Below are 13903 nucleotides of genomic sequence, written 5' to 3'. Positions count from 1 at the left end.
CGACCATGAGCAAATTCTATCCACTCACCGTGGCCAAGGTGCGTCACGAAACGCGCGACGCCATCGCCGTCACCTTCGACGTCCCCAATGAACTGAAGCAGGCCTTCGCCTACCAGCAGGGCCAGCACCTGACGCTGCGCGCGATGATCGACGGAGAGGATGTGCGCCGCTCGTACTCGATCTGCTCGGCGGTGCAGGACGAGACGCTGCGCGTGGCGATCAAGCGCACGCCGGGCGGCATGTTCTCCAGCTGGGCCAACGAAGCGCTCCAGCCGGGCATGCAGCTGGATGTGATGCCGCCGATGGGACACTTCAACGTCCCGCTGTCGTCGTCCAACGAGAAGCACTACCTCGCCTTCGCGGCGGGCAGCGGCATCACGCCGATCCTGTCGATCATCAAGACCACCCTGATGGCCGAGCCGAAGAGCCATTTCACGCTGGTCTATGGCAACCGCGCCACCTCGTCGGTGATCTTCCGCGACGAGCTGACCGATTTGAAGGACAGTTACCTCGACCGCCTGCGCATCGTGTACGTGATGAGCCGCGAGCAGCAGGATATCGACCTGTTCAACGGCCGAATCACGCGCGAGAAGTGCGCGCACTTCTTCGAGCGCTGGATCGACGTGGCCGACATCGACGTCGCCTTCATTTGCGGGCCGGAAGAGATGATGCACGGCGTGTCCGCGGCGCTGCAGGAGGCGGGTCTGGCCAAGGAGCAGATCCGCATCGAGCTGTTCGCCGCCAGCATTCCGAAACACGAGCACAAGCCGCGCAAGGTGGAGGCGGGCGCGCGCCACCAGACCGAGGTCACGGTGATCATGGACGGCAGCGCGGCCAGCTACAGCATGGAGCAGGACAAGGAATCGGTGCTGGATGCGGGCCTGCGCGCGGGCCTGGACATGCGCTACTCCTGCAAGGGCGGCGTGTGCTCGACATGCCGCTGCAAGGTGATCGAAGGCCAGGTTGAAATGGACGTGAACTACGCGCTCGAAGACTACGAAGTGGCGCGCGGTTTTGTGCTCAGCTGCCAGGCGTTTCCCCTGACAGACAAGGTAGTACTGGATTTCGACATCGCGGAATAAGCTGCAAGACACCGAGAACCACGCAAACTAAAGCACCGTCGTCCCGGCGAAGGCCGGGACCCATAGAACGCATGAAGTGCTGCACAGCGTTCGACGGCCCGAAGTGTCTATGGGTCCCGGCCTTCGCCGGGACGACGGAGTGTGCGGATAGAGGAGACGATAACAATATGACCTACGAATCGATCCAGCTCAGCATCGAGGACGGCGTCGCGACGCTGACGCTCAACCGCCCGGATAAGCTGAACAGCTTCACCCAGGCGATGCACCTCGAAGTGCGCGACGCCCTGGCGCGAGTCCAGTCCGACAAATCCGTGCGCGTGATGGTGCTGACCGGCGCGGGCCGCGGCTTCTGCGCCGGCCAGGACCTGTCCGACCGCGCCGTCGAACCCGGCTCCCCCGGCGTCGACCTCGGCGCCTCCGTCGAGCAGTTCTACGCCCCGCTGGTCCTGACCCTGCGCTCCCTGCCGATGCCGGTGATCTGCGCCGTCAACGGCGTGGCCGCCGGCGCCGGCGCCAACCTCGCGCTGGCCTGCGACATCGTGCTCGCCGCGAAATCCGCCTCCTTCATCGAAGCCTTCTGCAAGCTCGGCCTGATCCCCGACACCGGCGGCACCTGGCACCTGCCGCGCATGATCGGCATGGCGCGCGCCACCGGCCTGGCCATGCTGGGCGAGAAGCTGTCCGCCGAAAAGGCTGAGGAATGGGGCCTGATCTGGCGCGCCGTCGCCGACGAAGAGCTGATGCCCGAGGCGATGAAGATGGCGCGCCACTTCGCCACCGCGCCCACCAAGGGCCTCGCTTTCACCAAGAAAGCGCTGCAGGCCAGCTACGCCAACACCCTGCCGCAGCAGCTGCAGCTGGAAGCGGACATGATGCGCGAGCTGGGCTACAGCCACGACTACCGCGAGGGCGTGGCCGCCTTCATGGCCAAGCGCCCGGCCGAATTCAAGGGGGAATGACATGCCGAACGCACTCCCCAAAGGCAGCATCGTCGCCGTGGTCGGCAGCGGCGCAATGGGCGCCGGCATCGCGCAGGTAGCGGCTGCCGCCGGCCACGAAGTGCGCTTGTACGACACCCGCACCGAAGCCGTCTCCAAGGCTATCGCCGACATCGCCAAGACCTACGCCAAGCTGGTCGAGAAAGGCCGCATGGGCGCCGCCGAAGCCGACCTCGCGCACGAGCGCCTGCAGCCGGCGGCCTCGCTGAACGACCTGGCCGACGCCGTGCTGGTGATCGAGGCCGTGGTCGAGAACCTCGACGTCAAGCGCAAGCTGTTCGGCGAGCTGGAAGGCATCGTGCGCGACAGCTGCATCCTCGCGACCAACACCTCGTCGATCTCGATCACCTCGATCGCAGCGCCCTTGCGCCGGCCGGAACGCCTGGTCGGCATGCACTTCTTTAATCCGGTGCCGCTGATGGCGCTGGTCGAAGTGATCAGCGGCCTGGCCACCAGCCGCGAGGCGGCCGATGTCGTGTACGCCACCGCCGCAAGCTGGGGCAAGGAACCCGTGCACGCGAAATCGACGCCGGGCTTTATCGTCAACCGCGTGGCCCGTCCTTACTATGCGGAGGCGCTGCGCCTGCTGCTGGAGGGCGCCGCCGATCCGGCCACCATCGATGCCGTGATGCGCGACTGCGGCGGGTTCCGCATGGGTCCATTCGAGCTGATGGACCTGATCGGCCACGACGTCAACTTCTCGGTCACGCAATCGGTGTGCGATGCCTACTACGGTGACCAGCGCTTCACGCCGTCAATCCTGCAGCAGGAGCTGGTCAACGCCGGCTTCCTGGGCCGCAAGAGCGGCCGCGGCTTCTACCGCTACAGCGACGACGCGGCCAGGCCCGAACCGCAAGCCGAGGCGCCGCAGCCGCGTCCCACCGGCGTCAACGTCGGCTTCGAAACCGACCAGGAACACGCCTTCGTCCGGCCAATGGAGCAGCGCCTGCGTGACGCCGGATTCGACGTCGTGCACCTGCGCCCGACCCTCAACGCGCGGCGCGACCCGCCGGGCTTCCATTGCGGCGGCGCCGCCATCTACCTGAGCGATGGCCGCACCGCGACCGAGCGCGCGGCCGCCAGCGGCTACGCGGATACCGTCGTGTACGACCTGCTGCTCGACACCGCCGAAGCGAAGCGCATCGCCCTCGCGCGCGCCGACCAGTGCAGCGAGCAGGCATGGAGTGCCGCCGTCGGCCTGTTCCAGGCGGCCGGCTTCACCGTCACCCGTCTGGACGACGTGCCAGGCATGGCCGTGATGCGCACGGTGGCGATGTTGGCCAACGAGGCCGCCGACGCCGTCAACCAGGGCGTGTGCAGCGCCGGCGCCGTGGACACCGCGATGCGCAAGGGCGTCAACTATCCGCGCGGCCCGCTGGCCTGGGCCGATTCCGCCGGCCTCGCGCACATCGTGGCGGTGCTGTCGAACCTCGCGGCCGGCTATGGCGAAGACCGCTATCGCGTGTCGCCGCTGCTGCGCCGCAAACTCGCGGCGGGAGCGCACTTCCATGCACAGTGATCCGCAGGCGCTGGCTGAACTGGCCGGCAAGACCATGTACGAGCGCGATGCCGCCAGCCAGAAGCTCGGCATGACACTCGACGAAATCCGTCCTGGCTACGCGCGCATGTCGATGCCGGTGCGCGCCGACATGCTCAACGGGCACGCCACCTGCCACGGCGGCTACATCTTCATGCTGGCCGACAGCGCCTTCGCCTTCGCCTGCAACTCGCACAACTACGCCACCGTCGGCGCGGGCTGCAGCATCGACTACCTGGCGCCGGGCCGCGAAGGCGACGTGCTGACCGCCGAAGCCGTCGAGCAGGCGCTGGCCGGCAGGACCGGTGTGTACGACATCGTCGTCACCAACCAGGAAGGGCGCAAGGTCGCGCTCTTCCGCGGCAAATCGCACCGCGTCAGCGGCCACGTGGTCGAGCTGCCCGCTTGAACGGGGAGGGAATATGGACCTGGAACCGATCGAACGCGCCAGCCGCGACGAACTGCAGGCCCTGCAGCTGGAGCGCCTGCGCTGGAGCCTGCGCCACGCCTACGACAAGGTCGCGCACTACCGCGCCGCCTTCGATGAAGCCGGGGTGCATCCGGACGACCTGAAGTCGCTGTCCGACCTCGCGAAATTCCCCTTCACCGACAAGAAGACCCTGCGCGACAACTACCCCTTCGGCATGTTCGCCGTGCCGCGCGAGCAGGTGGTGCGCATCCACGCCTCGTCCGGCACCACCGGCAAGGCTACCGTGGTCGGCTACACGAAGAACGACATCGACACTTGGGCCAACCTGGTCGCGCGTTCGATCCGCGCCGCGGGCGGCAGGCCCGGTGACATGGTCCACGTGGCCTACGGCTACGGCCTGTTCACCGGTGGCCTTGGCGCCCACTACGGCGCCGAGCGCCTGGGTTGCACGGTGGTGCCGATGTCGGGCGGGCAGACCGAAAAGCAGGTGCAGCTGATCGACGACTTCAAGCCTTCGATCATCATGGTCACGCCCTCGTACATGCTGAACCTGATCGAGGAGTTCGAGCGCCAGGGCCTCGATCCGGCCCGGTCCTCGCTGCGCATCGGTATCTTCGGGGCCGAGCCATGGACCGACGCGATGCGTGCCGAAATCGAAGCGCGCGCCGGCATCGACGCGGTCGACATCTACGGCCTGTCCGAGGTGATGGGGCCGGGTGTGGCCAGCGAATGCGTCGAGACCAAGGACGGCCCGGTGATCTGGGAAGACTACTTCTACCCCGAGATCATCGACCCCGATACCGGCGAGGTTCTGCCCGACGGCGAAGAGGGCGAGCTGGTATTCACTTCGCTGGCCAAGGAAGCGCTGCCAATCATCCGCTACCGCACGCGCGACCTCACGCGGCTGCTGCCGCCCACCGCGCGCTCGATGCGCCGCATGGGCAAGATCTCCGGCCGCTCGGACGACATGATGATCATCCGCGGCGTGAACGTGTTCCCGAGCCAGATCGAGGAGCTGATCCTGAAGATGCCCGCGCTGGCGCCGCAATACCAGCTGGTGCTGGCGCGCGAAGGCCACCTCGACACGCTCGAAGTGCTGGCCGAGCTGCGCGAGGAAGCTGCGCACGACACCGTGGATGCGCTCGCGCGCGAGCTGCAGTACCGTATCAAGACCAATATCGGCGTCACCACGCGGGTGACGCTGCTGCCGTCGCAGGGCATCGAGCGCACGCTGACCGGCAAGGCCCGGCGCGTGGTCGACAAGCGGCCCAAACACTGAACACACCAGGAGAGATATCGTGACTGACGCATATATTGTCGATGCCATCCGCACCCCGTTCGGCCGCTACGGCGGCTCGCTCGCCACGGTGCGGGCGGACGACCTGGCCGCGCTGCCGATCGCCGCGCTCATGGAACGCAACCGCGGCGTGGACTGGGCCGCCGTGGACGACGTCTACTACGGCTGCGCCAACCAGGCCGGCGAGGACAACCGCAACATCGGGCGCATGGCCGCGCTGCTGGCCGGGCTGCCGGTCGAAGTGCCGGGCACCACCATCAACCGCCTGTGCGGTTCCAGCCTGGACGCCGTCGGCATGGCGGCGCGCGCGATCAAGGCCGGCGAGGCCAATCTCATCATCGCTGGCGGCGTGGAGAGCATGACGCGCGCGCCTTTCGTGATGGGCAAGGCCGATAGCGCGTTCTCGCGCGCGGCGAAGATTGAAGACACCACCATCGGCTGGCGCTTCGTCAACCCGGTGATGAAGACCCGCTACGGCATCGACTCCATGCCGGAGACGGCGGAGAACGTGGCTTTCGAATTCAAGGTCAACCGCGAAGACCAGGACCATTTCGCGCTGCGCAGCCAGCAGCGCTGGGCCAAGGCGCAGGCTGCGGGCTTCTTCCGCGACGAGATCGTGCCTGTGCACGTTCCGCTAAAGAAGGGCGATCCGCACATCTTCGAGCACGACGAACATGCGCGGCCGGACACCACGATGGAAGCGCTGCACAAGCTCAAGCCGATCGTCATCGCGGACGGCACGGTCACTGCGGGCAACGCATCCGGCGTCAATGACGGCGCCTGCGCGCTGCTGATCGCGTCGAAAGCGGCTGTCGAGAAGTTCGGCCTGGCGCCGCGCGCCCGCATCGTCGGCATGGCCACCGCGGGCCTGCCGCCCCGGATCATGGGCTTTGGCCCGTCGCCGGCATCGAAGAAGGTACTGGCGATGACAGGGCTGACGCTCCAGCAAATGGACGTAATCGAGCTGAACGAAGCCTTCGCCGCGCAGGCGCTGGCGGTCACGCGCGACCTCGGGCTGCCGGACGACGCCGAGCACGTGAACCCGAACGGCGGCGCTATCGCGATCGGCCACCCGCTGGGCGCATCCGGGGCGCGGCTGGTGACGACGGCCGTCAACCAGCTGCACCGTACCGGCGGCCGCTACGCGCTGTGCACGATGTGCATCGGCGTCGGCCAGGGCATCGCGCTGATCGTCGAGCGGGTGTGAGATGGTGAAGGTCTATGAGATCAACGGCGTGCGGCCGGTCGTGCATCCGAGCGCCTACGTGCATCCCAGCGCGGTGCTGATCGGCGACGTGATTGTCGGCCCGCGCTGCTACATCGGCCCGCTGGCATCGATGCGCGGCGACTTCGGGCGGCTGGTGCTGGAAGAGGGCGCGAACCTGCAAGACACCTGCGTGATGCACGGCTTCGCCGGCGAGGAAACCGTGGTCGAAGTGGACGGCCACATCGGCCACGGCGCGGTGCTGCACGGCTGCCGCGTCAAGCGCAATGCGATGGTGGGCATGAACGCGGTGGTGATGGACGGCGCGGTGGTGGGCGAAGAATCGATCGTTGCGGCCATGAGCTTTGTAAAGGCGAGAATGATCATTCCGCCGCGTTCGCTGGTCATGGGCGCACCCGCGCGCGTCGTGCGCGAGCTGACGGATGATGACGTGAAGTGGAAGAGCTTTGGCACGCAGCAGTACCACGAGCTGAATGTGCGCTCGCTGCAGACCATGCGCGAAGTGGAAGCGTTGACGGAAGTGGAGCCGAACCGGCGTGGCATCGAGTTCGGTGCGGAGCTGCACAAACCAAAATAGGTAGCTGAGACACCGTCGTCCCCGCGCAGGCGGGGACCCATAGACCGCGTGACTGCACGCTCAGCATGGGTCCCCGCCTTCGCGGGGACGACGTTGATAAACTGAACGGAGATTTCGAACAATGGGCAACATGTCGACCCTGCAAAGCTTCATCGCCGGCCGCTGGCTCGGCCAGGAAGCGCAGACCCCGCTGCACAGCGCGCTGGACAACAAGCTGATCTACCACACGCACGCCGAGAAGATCGACTTCGCCGAAGCCGTCCACTACGCCCGCAAGACCGGTGTGCCCGCGCTGATGAAGCTTGACTTCCAGCAGCGCGCGCAGCGCCTGAAAGCGCTCGCGCTCTACCTCATGGAGCGCAAGGAGGAGCTGTACGAGATCTCCCACCTGACCGGCGCCACGCGTCCCGACAGCTGGGTTGACGTCGAAGGCGGCATCGGCACCCTGTTCGCCTACGCCAGCATCGGCAGCCGCGAGCTGCCCTCGTCGAACGTGCTGCACGAAGGCCCCGCCATGCCGCTCGGTAAGCGCGGCGGCTTCTCCGGCACCCACATCCTGGTGCCGCGCGGCGGCCTCGCGGTGCACATCAACGCCTTCAACTTCCCGATCTGGGGCCTGCTCGAAAAATTCGCGCCGAGCTTCCTGGCCGCGATGCCCTGCATCGGCAAGCCGGCCACCGCCACCAGCTACCTGACCGAAGCTGTGGTGCGCATGATGATGGACTCGAAGCTGCTGCCGGAAGGCGCGCTGCAGCTGGTCATCGGCAGTACCGGCGACCTGCTCGACCGCCTGACCGGCTTCGACGCCGTAACCTTTACCGGCTCCGCCGATACCGCCGCGAAGCTGCGCGCGAACCGGAACCTGATTTCGCAGGCCGTGCCGTTCACCGCCGAAGCGGATTCGCTCAATGCGGCGATCCTTGCGCCGGACGTGGCGCCGGACGATCCTGAGTTCGACCTGTTCGTGAAAGAGGTGGCGCGCGAGATGACCGGCAAGGCCGGCCAGAAGTGCACCGCGATCCGCCGCATCATCGTGCCGGAGAGCCGCGCCGAGGCGGTCGGCCAGCGCCTGCGTGAGCGGCTCGCCAAGGTCGTCGTCGGCAACCCGAAGATGGAAGGCGTGCGCATGGGGGCGCTGGCCTCGCAGGACCAGCAGCGCGATGTGTCCGAGCGCGTGGAGATGCTCGCGCGCGGCAACGAGGTGCTGTTCTCCGCGCGCGACGGCTTCAAGCCGGTGGGTGAGGGCGCCGAGGGCGGCGCCTTCTTCAGCCCGACGCTGATCCTGTGCCGCAACGCGCTGTCCAACGATGCGGTGCACGACATCGAAGCCTTCGGCCCGGTCAGCACGATCATGACCTACAAGGACGTCGACGAGGCGCTGGAACTGGCCGCGCGCGGCAAGGGCAGCCTGGTGACCACGCTGGTGACAAAGGACCCGGCGATCGCGGCGCACGTGGTGCCGGTGGCCGCAGCCACCCACGGCCGCGTGCACATCCTTGATCGCGAGGCGGCGGTGGATTCGACCGGCCACGGCTCGCCGCTGCCGACGCTCAAGCACGGCGGCCCGGGCCGCGCCGGCGGTGGCGAGGAGCTGGGCGGCATCCGCGCCGTGAAGCACTTCCTGCAGCGCGCGGCGGTGCAGGGCTCGCCGACCATGCTGACCGCGGTGACGGGCGAGTACGTGCGCGGCGGCGCGGTCAAGGAAAGCGAGGTGCATCCCTTCCGCCGCTACTTCGAGGACCTGGAGGTGGGGCACTCGCTGCTCACGCACCGGCGCACGGTCAGCGAAGCGGACATCGTCAATTTCGGCGGCGTGTCGGGCGACTACTTCTACATGCACTTCGATGAGATCGCGGCCAAGGATACGCAGTTCGGCAAGCGCATCGCGCACGGCTATTTCGTGCTGTCGGCGGCGGCGGGGCTGTTCGTGTCGCCGGCGCCGGGGCCGGTGCTGGCCAACTACGGGCTGGACAACCTGCGCTTCGTGGCGCCGGTCGCGATCGGCGACACCATCCGCGCGCGCCTGACCTGCAAGCGCAAGGTTGACCGCAACCGTACCGACGACAAGGGCCGCGGACAGGGCGTGGTGGCGTGGGATGTGCAGGTCACCAACCAGAATGACGAGCTTGTGGCAAGCTACGACATCCTGACGCTGGTGCAAAAGCGCGCTTGAACAGCGAGAGCAAACTGGACGCCGTCGTCCCCGCGCAGGCGGGGACCCATGCTGAGTCAGCAGGCACGCGGCGACCGAACATTGGCGCACACTGTCTATGGGTTCCCGCCTTCGCGGGAACGACGGTGCTGGGAAAAACAATAGAGAGAAACGATGTCCAAACTTGAACTGAATACCGTCCCAGAACGCCGGGGCACCAACTATCCCGTCCAGTTCTCCGGCCCCATGCAAGGACGCATCCGCCAGGCCCTTGGCGACGCCGCCGGCCTCACCCAGTTCGGCGTCAACCTGCTGCGGCTCCCGCCCGGCGCCTGGTCCGCCCAGCGCCACTGGCACTCGCACGAAGACGAATTCGTTTATATCGTTTCCGGCGAGGTTGTCATGATCACCGACGAGGGCGAACAAACCCTGCGCGCCGGCGACTGCGCCGGTTTCCCCGCGGGCGCCCCTAACGGCCACCACCTGGTCAACCGCAGCAATGCCCCCGCCGTGTGCCTCGAAGTCGGCACCCGCAATCCCGAGCGCGATGCGGTCGACTACCCCGACATCGACATGATCTGCGAGCCCGGCCGCAATGGCTACTCGCACCGCGACGGCACGCCCTATTGAGTGTTCAAGCGAGCTTGCGCGCGTACCGCTTCCGGATCACTTTGCTGATGAAGGTGCAGAGCCCAACTCCCGCCCGCGCCAGCCCCTGCATGATGACGATGTTGGCCGCGCCGGTGCTGGCGGCAGTATAGAGATAGCGATCGCCGCCTCGAAATTCGATAACGATCGACTGCTCGCCTGTCTCATAAGCGACAACGCCTGAATCACTGCTGCGGTTTTTATATCGCTGCATGCTGGCCTTATTTGCCGCACTTAGAGTACGGCCGACATGGCAGAACGCAGGCCAAGATGCGAGACGAAGGGGGCGAAATCGCGATCACTGTAGAGCAGGCTGTAGCCGCGATCAATGCAGTAAGGCGCGATGATCGTATCGATGGTCTTTCTAGGAGTAATTCCGATCCGTCGCAACTTTCGATAATGCCGCGCGGCGCGCAAAGCCAGCCGTTGACCGCCGAGCTCCAAAACATAGGTGCTGCAGAGAACATCGAGAGCATCTTTGAACGCGGAGTCACTCCTGAAGCCCTGTAGTACTTCAGTCATGATGAGATCGCCTGTACCGACTGCCTCAATGCCCAGGATTGAGTCGAGTTTGGCTGTCGTTGGAGCGGCAGCTCCGCGAAAGTAGTCAATCCAGACGCTGGAGTCGACAATAATCATTTGTCGGCGCGCATTGCGTCCAGATCACCCTCCCAAGGAAGCTTTCCGCGGAGATCACGTATTTGTGCTTGCGCGCGCAAGCGTAACAGGGTTCGCAAAGCGAGTTCGATTGCTTCGCGTTCACTCAACGACTCCGTCGCCTTTCGCGCTTCCTCGTACAGCCTGTCGTCAATCTCAAGGTCGATTCGCATGCTGGCTCCCCGGCTGGATGTTTGTTCATTCTATTCCTCGCATCGGATTTTGGTCTGTTATCGGATGCATCGAACAGGACGATTTTTACCGAGGAAGGCACGCAGGAATTGAAACCGCTCAATCGTGCGCGCGCTGCCCCTGCCGTTGGCTGTGCGTGCCATCTCAACGCTTGCCCGCAAACGCCTTCTTCAACTCATCCGCGGCAAACTGCTCGGCCTCCTTCGCTTCGGGCACCACCGCGCCCATGCCGAAGAATTCGTGCGTCACGCCCTTGTACTCCTTGTAGGTGACCGGCACGCCATCCTTGCGCAGGCGGTCGGCGTACTCCTTGCCTTCGGTGAGCAGGGGATCGATCTCGGCCGCGATCACGGTCGCCGGCGGCATGCCTTTCAGCGAGCTGGCCTTTAGCGGCAGCGCGTAGGGGGTGGCCGGGTCGCCGCCATAGTATTTGAAGAACCACGCCATCATCGCCTTGTTGAGAGGCTTGGCGTTGGCGCTGCGCTGGTAGGAGGCGTTGTCCATGTCGTTGCCCACTGCCGGGTAGACCAGCAGCTGGTGCACCTTCTGCATGTTCGGCTCGGCTTTCGGTGGCTCGGCCGCCCAGCCGGCGCTGGCGCCCAGCAGCGAAAGCGCCATCGTGGTCGTCAGGAATATGGCTTTCATTGTTCACTCTCCTGGTGTCGGGATTGGAGAGAGTGGACTGCTTGCGGCCGGCGCTCTGTGCGTCAACGAACCGACGCGCCAGAAGTCAGTCAGGCATGGAGTCGAGCGCGAACAGGTCTTCGACCTTCACACCGAGCGCATGGGCGAGCTTGAGCGCAAGAATGATCGACGGCACCATGTGCCCGGTCTCGATCGCGTTGATCGACTTGCGCGTGACGCCTGCCAGGTCGGCCAGCTCGGCCTGGGTCAGGTCGCGCCGCGCGCGCTCGACCTTCATGGTGGTGTGCAGCAGTTCGGCCATGTCAGCGGTCGTAGTAAAGGACGCTCGCCAGCGCCGTAACCACGCCGGCCAGTGCGGTGGCGGCGGACAGCAGGGCGACGGGATGCGGCGTGCCGGACGAGATCACGGCAAGGCTGATGAGCGGCTGTGCCAGCAGCATCACGAAGAAGCCATTGCGCCATCCCATGCCCAGGCTGTGGCGGCGCAGCTCGTCGTCCACCACGGCCTGCATCCGCGCCGCGCTGACGTCGCCGAGCTTGCGCTTGCTCTTGCGCAGCGAAGCGAGGGCGATGGCGACGAACTCGGGAAAGAAGATCATGACGTAGAAGCCGCCGGTCTTGCCCGCCTTGTCCGGAAAGGCGAGCATGGCGAGCGCTCCCGCGCCGAGGGTGACAACCAGAATCAGCGCCACCCACAGCTGGCGGCGCGAATGTTCGACGATCAAATCGCTTGCGGACGACACCATATCGACTCCTCTTAGTGAACAGGAATCGACAGTGTAACCTATCGGTGTCAAAAAGCAGCCGATAGGTTACATTCTCCTACCACGTCGTTCCGGCGACGGCGGGAACCCCATTTCTAACGCAGACAATCAAAGCAATCCGTAGTGGCACGCATGGAAATGGGATTCCCGCTTTCGCGGGAATGACGAGTTAGGTTTAGCGGATTACTTTGCCAGCTGCTGGCGCACGCGGGCGATCGCCGCGCGCACCTGGTTCGGCGCGGTGCCGCCGACGTGGTCGCGCGCCGCCACCGAACCTTCCAGCGTCAGCACCTGGAACACGTCTTCGCCGATCAGCGGCGAGAACTCGCGCAGGCGTTCCAGCGGCATCTCGGCCAGGTCGCAGCCGGCGATGTCGCAGGCGCGCACCGCGTGCGCCACGGCTTCGTGCGCATCGCGGAACGGCAGGCCCTTCTTGACCAGGTAGTCGGCCAGGTCGGTCGCGGTGGCGTAGCCCTGCAGCGCGGCGGCACGCATCGCCTCCGGCTTGACGGTGATCCCGCCGGCCATGTCGGTGAAGATGCGCAGCGTGTCGAGCAGCGTGTCGACGGTGTCGAACAGCGGCTCCTTGTCTTCCTGGTTGTCCTTGTTGTAGGCCAGCGGCTGGCCTTTCATCAGGGTCAGCAGGCCCATCAGGTGGCCGTAGACGCGGCCGGTCTTGCCGCGCGCGAGTTCCGGCACGTCCGGGTTCTTCTTCTGCGGCATGATCGACGAGCCGGTGCAGAAGCGGTCGGCAATGTCGATGAAGCCGACGCGCGGGCTCATCCACAGGATCAGCTCTTCCGACATGCGCGAGATGTGCATCATGACCAGCGAGGCGGCGGCGGTGAACTCGATCGCGAAGTCGCGGTCGGACACGGCGTCCAGCGAATTGTGGCAGACGTCCTCGAAGCCTAGGGTTTTGGCCACGCGCAGGCGGTCGATCGGGAAGGTGGTGCCGGCCAGCGCGGCCGCGCCCAGCGGCAGGCGGTTGACGCGGCGGCGCGCGTCCAGCATGCGCTCGGCGTCGCGGCCGAACATCTCGACGTAGGCCAGCATGTGGTGGCCGAAGGTGATCGGCTGCGCCACCTGCAGGTGGGTGAAGCCCGGCAGGATGGTGTCCGCGTGGCGCTCGGCCAGGTCGACCAGCGCGCTGCGCAAGGTGCCCAGCATGCCCACCACGTCGTCGATCGCGGCCCGTACGTACAGGCGAATGTCGGTTGCCACCTGGTCGTTGCGCGAACGGCCGGTGTGCAGGCGTTTGCCGGCGTCGCCGACCAGTTCGGTCAGGCGCTTCTCGATGTTCAGGTGGACGTCTTCCAGGTCGAGCAGCCATTCGAACTTGCCGGCCTCGATTTCGGCGCGGATCTGGGCCATGCCGCGCTCGATCGCGGCGCGATCCTGCTGGCTGATGATGCCCTGTGCGGCCAGCATCTCGGCGTGCGCGAGCGAGCCCTGGATGTCGAACAGCGCCAGGCGATTGTCGAAGAATACCGAGGCGGTGTAGCGCTTGACGAGGTCGGAGACGGGTTCGGAAAAGCGCGCCGACCAGGCTTCGGCTTTTTTGGAGAATTGATCAGTCATGGTGGGGAGTCCGGTTTGATTTACACGATTATAAACTGCCGCGCCCAAGTCCCCCCATGGCCGGGGTGGTGACAAGCCGCCGGAAATCGGGGAATATGCGCGGGCTGATTCTCAAAAT

At 65.9% G+C, this 13903-nt stretch carries 16 protein-coding genes; 9 read left to right on the top strand and 7 right to left on the bottom strand.

The window, feature by feature from the left end:
• Positions 1-5: 5 nt before the first annotated feature.
• The 9 genes from paaE (at position 6) to NX778_RS19765 (ending at position 9928) form a co-directional block, all read left to right on the top strand.
• Positions 6-1082 carry a 1,2-phenylacetyl-CoA epoxidase subunit PaaE gene (gene paaE / locus NX778_RS19805; RefSeq protein ID WP_258813519.1) on the top strand — a complete coding sequence of 359 codons (1077 nt, stop codon included), beginning with the start codon at positions 6-8 and terminating at the stop codon, positions 1080-1082.
• 167 nt (positions 1083-1249) lie between these two features.
• Positions 1250-2041: a 2-(1,2-epoxy-1,2-dihydrophenyl)acetyl-CoA isomerase PaaG gene (gene paaG, locus NX778_RS19800; protein ID WP_258813518.1), complete on the top strand. Its 792-nt coding sequence runs from the start codon at positions 1250-1252 to the stop codon at positions 2039-2041.
• A gap of 1 nt (position 2042) precedes the next feature.
• On the top strand, positions 2043-3599 hold the full coding sequence (gene paaH, locus NX778_RS19795; protein WP_258813517.1) for a 3-hydroxyacyl-CoA dehydrogenase PaaH: 1557 nt from the start codon (positions 2043-2045) through the stop codon (positions 3597-3599).
• Positions 3589-4026: a hydroxyphenylacetyl-CoA thioesterase PaaI gene (paaI, locus tag NX778_RS19790; protein ID WP_258813516.1), complete on the top strand. Its 438-nt coding sequence runs from the start codon at positions 3589-3591 to the stop codon at positions 4024-4026. The genes paaH and paaI overlap by 11 nt, the downstream gene beginning before the upstream one ends.
• A 13-nt stretch (positions 4027-4039) precedes the next feature.
• Entirely contained in the window at positions 4040-5326 is a 1287-nt protein-coding gene (paaK, locus tag NX778_RS19785; protein ID WP_258813515.1) for a phenylacetate--CoA ligase PaaK, read from the top strand.
• 19 nt (positions 5327-5345) lie between these two features.
• Entirely contained in the window at positions 5346-6551 is a 1206-nt protein-coding gene (gene pcaF, locus NX778_RS19780; RefSeq protein ID WP_258813514.1) for a 3-oxoadipyl-CoA thiolase, read from the top strand.
• A 1-nt stretch (position 6552) separates the two neighbouring features.
• On the top strand, positions 6553-7146 hold the full coding sequence (locus tag NX778_RS19775) for a phenylacetic acid degradation protein PaaY (RefSeq protein ID WP_258813513.1): 594 nt from the start codon (positions 6553-6555) through the stop codon (positions 7144-7146).
• Positions 7147-7267: 121 nt separating this feature from the next.
• Positions 7268-9319, top strand: coding sequence for a phenylacetic acid degradation bifunctional protein PaaZ (gene paaZ, locus NX778_RS19770; RefSeq protein ID WP_258813512.1), 2052 nt, complete (start codon positions 7268-7270; stop codon positions 9317-9319).
• 153 nt (positions 9320-9472) lie between these two features.
• Positions 9473-9928: a cupin domain-containing protein gene (locus NX778_RS19765; RefSeq protein ID WP_258813511.1), complete on the top strand. Its 456-nt coding sequence runs from the start codon at positions 9473-9475 to the stop codon at positions 9926-9928.
• Positions 9929-9932: 4 nt separating this feature from the next.
• Here the strand turns inward: NX778_RS19765 and NX778_RS19760 are convergent, their stop codons facing one another.
• The 7 genes from NX778_RS19760 to argH all read right to left on the bottom strand — a co-directional run bounded on the left by NX778_RS19760 (position 9933) and on the right by argH (position 13785).
• The gene (locus NX778_RS19760) at positions 9933-10160 is read right to left on the bottom strand and encodes a hypothetical protein (protein ID WP_258813510.1); all 228 of its coding nucleotides are present in this window, start codon (positions 10158-10160) and stop codon (positions 9933-9935) included.
• A gap of 20 nt (positions 10161-10180) precedes the next feature.
• Complete coding sequence (vapC, locus tag NX778_RS19755; protein ID WP_258813509.1) at positions 10181-10585, bottom strand: type II toxin-antitoxin system VapC family toxin; 405 nt, start codon at positions 10583-10585, stop codon at positions 10181-10183.
• A complete protein-coding gene (locus tag NX778_RS19750) occupies positions 10582-10776 on the bottom strand; it encodes a type II toxin-antitoxin system VapB family antitoxin (RefSeq protein ID WP_258813508.1) in 195 nt (64 codons plus the stop codon). The genes vapC and NX778_RS19750 overlap by 4 nt, the downstream gene beginning before the upstream one ends.
• A gap of 163 nt (positions 10777-10939) precedes the next feature.
• Positions 10940-11440, bottom strand: a complete 501-nt coding sequence (locus tag NX778_RS19745; RefSeq protein WP_258813507.1) for an alpha/beta hydrolase fold domain-containing protein — start codon at positions 11438-11440, stop codon at positions 10940-10942.
• An 85-nt stretch (positions 11441-11525) separates the two neighbouring features.
• The gene (locus NX778_RS19740) at positions 11526-11741 is read right to left on the bottom strand and encodes a helix-turn-helix transcriptional regulator (RefSeq protein WP_258813506.1); all 216 of its coding nucleotides are present in this window, start codon (positions 11739-11741) and stop codon (positions 11526-11528) included.
• Between the two features lies 1 nt (position 11742).
• Complete coding sequence (locus tag NX778_RS19735; RefSeq protein WP_258813505.1) at positions 11743-12186, bottom strand: hypothetical protein; 444 nt, start codon at positions 12184-12186, stop codon at positions 11743-11745.
• A gap of 201 nt (positions 12187-12387) precedes the next feature.
• Positions 12388-13785: an argininosuccinate lyase gene (gene argH / locus NX778_RS19730; protein WP_258813504.1), complete on the bottom strand. Its 1398-nt coding sequence runs from the start codon at positions 13783-13785 to the stop codon at positions 12388-12390.
• Between the last annotated feature and the right edge of the window lie 118 nt (positions 13786-13903).

The sequence above is a fragment of the Massilia terrae genome (assembly GCF_024753145.1).
Classification (GTDB): domain Bacteria; phylum Pseudomonadota; class Gammaproteobacteria; order Burkholderiales; family Burkholderiaceae_D; genus Telluria; species Telluria terrae.
This window is presented reverse-complemented; position numbering and strand designations above follow the sequence as displayed.

Coding starts and splice junctions, on each gene's coding strand:
- paaE (WP_258813519.1), top strand. CDS start 6: ATGAGCAAATTCTATCCACTCACCGTGGCCAAGGTGCGTCACGAAACG.
- paaG (WP_258813518.1), top strand. CDS start 1,250: ATGACCTACGAATCGATCCAGCTCAGCATCGAGGACGGCGTCGCGACG.
- paaH (WP_258813517.1), top strand. CDS start 2,043: ATGCCGAACGCACTCCCCAAAGGCAGCATCGTCGCCGTGGTCGGCAGC.
- paaI (WP_258813516.1), top strand. CDS start 3,589: ATGCACAGTGATCCGCAGGCGCTGGCTGAACTGGCCGGCAAGACCATG.
- paaK (WP_258813515.1), top strand. CDS start 4,040: ATGGACCTGGAACCGATCGAACGCGCCAGCCGCGACGAACTGCAGGCC.
- NX778_RS19775 (WP_258813513.1), top strand. CDS start 6,553: ATGGTGAAGGTCTATGAGATCAACGGCGTGCGGCCGGTCGTGCATCCG.
- paaZ (WP_258813512.1), top strand. CDS start 7,268: ATGGGCAACATGTCGACCCTGCAAAGCTTCATCGCCGGCCGCTGGCTC.
- NX778_RS19765 (WP_258813511.1), top strand. CDS start 9,473: ATGTCCAAACTTGAACTGAATACCGTCCCAGAACGCCGGGGCACCAAC.
- NX778_RS19760 (WP_258813510.1), bottom strand. CDS start 10,160: ATGCAGCGATATAAAAACCGCAGCAGTGATTCAGGCGTTGTCGCTTAT.
- vapC (WP_258813509.1), bottom strand. CDS start 10,585: ATGATTATTGTCGACTCCAGCGTCTGGATTGACTACTTTCGCGGAGCT.
- NX778_RS19750 (WP_258813508.1), bottom strand. CDS start 10,776: ATGCGAATCGACCTTGAGATTGACGACAGGCTGTACGAGGAAGCGCGA.
- NX778_RS19745 (WP_258813507.1), bottom strand. CDS start 11,440: ATGAAAGCCATATTCCTGACGACCACGATGGCGCTTTCGCTGCTGGGC.
- NX778_RS19740 (WP_258813506.1), bottom strand. CDS start 11,741: ATGGCCGAACTGCTGCACACCACCATGAAGGTCGAGCGCGCGCGGCGC.
- NX778_RS19735 (WP_258813505.1), bottom strand. CDS start 12,186: ATGGTGTCGTCCGCAAGCGATTTGATCGTCGAACATTCGCGCCGCCAG.
- argH (WP_258813504.1), bottom strand. CDS start 13,785: ATGACTGATCAATTCTCCAAAAAAGCCGAAGCCTGGTCGGCGCGCTTT.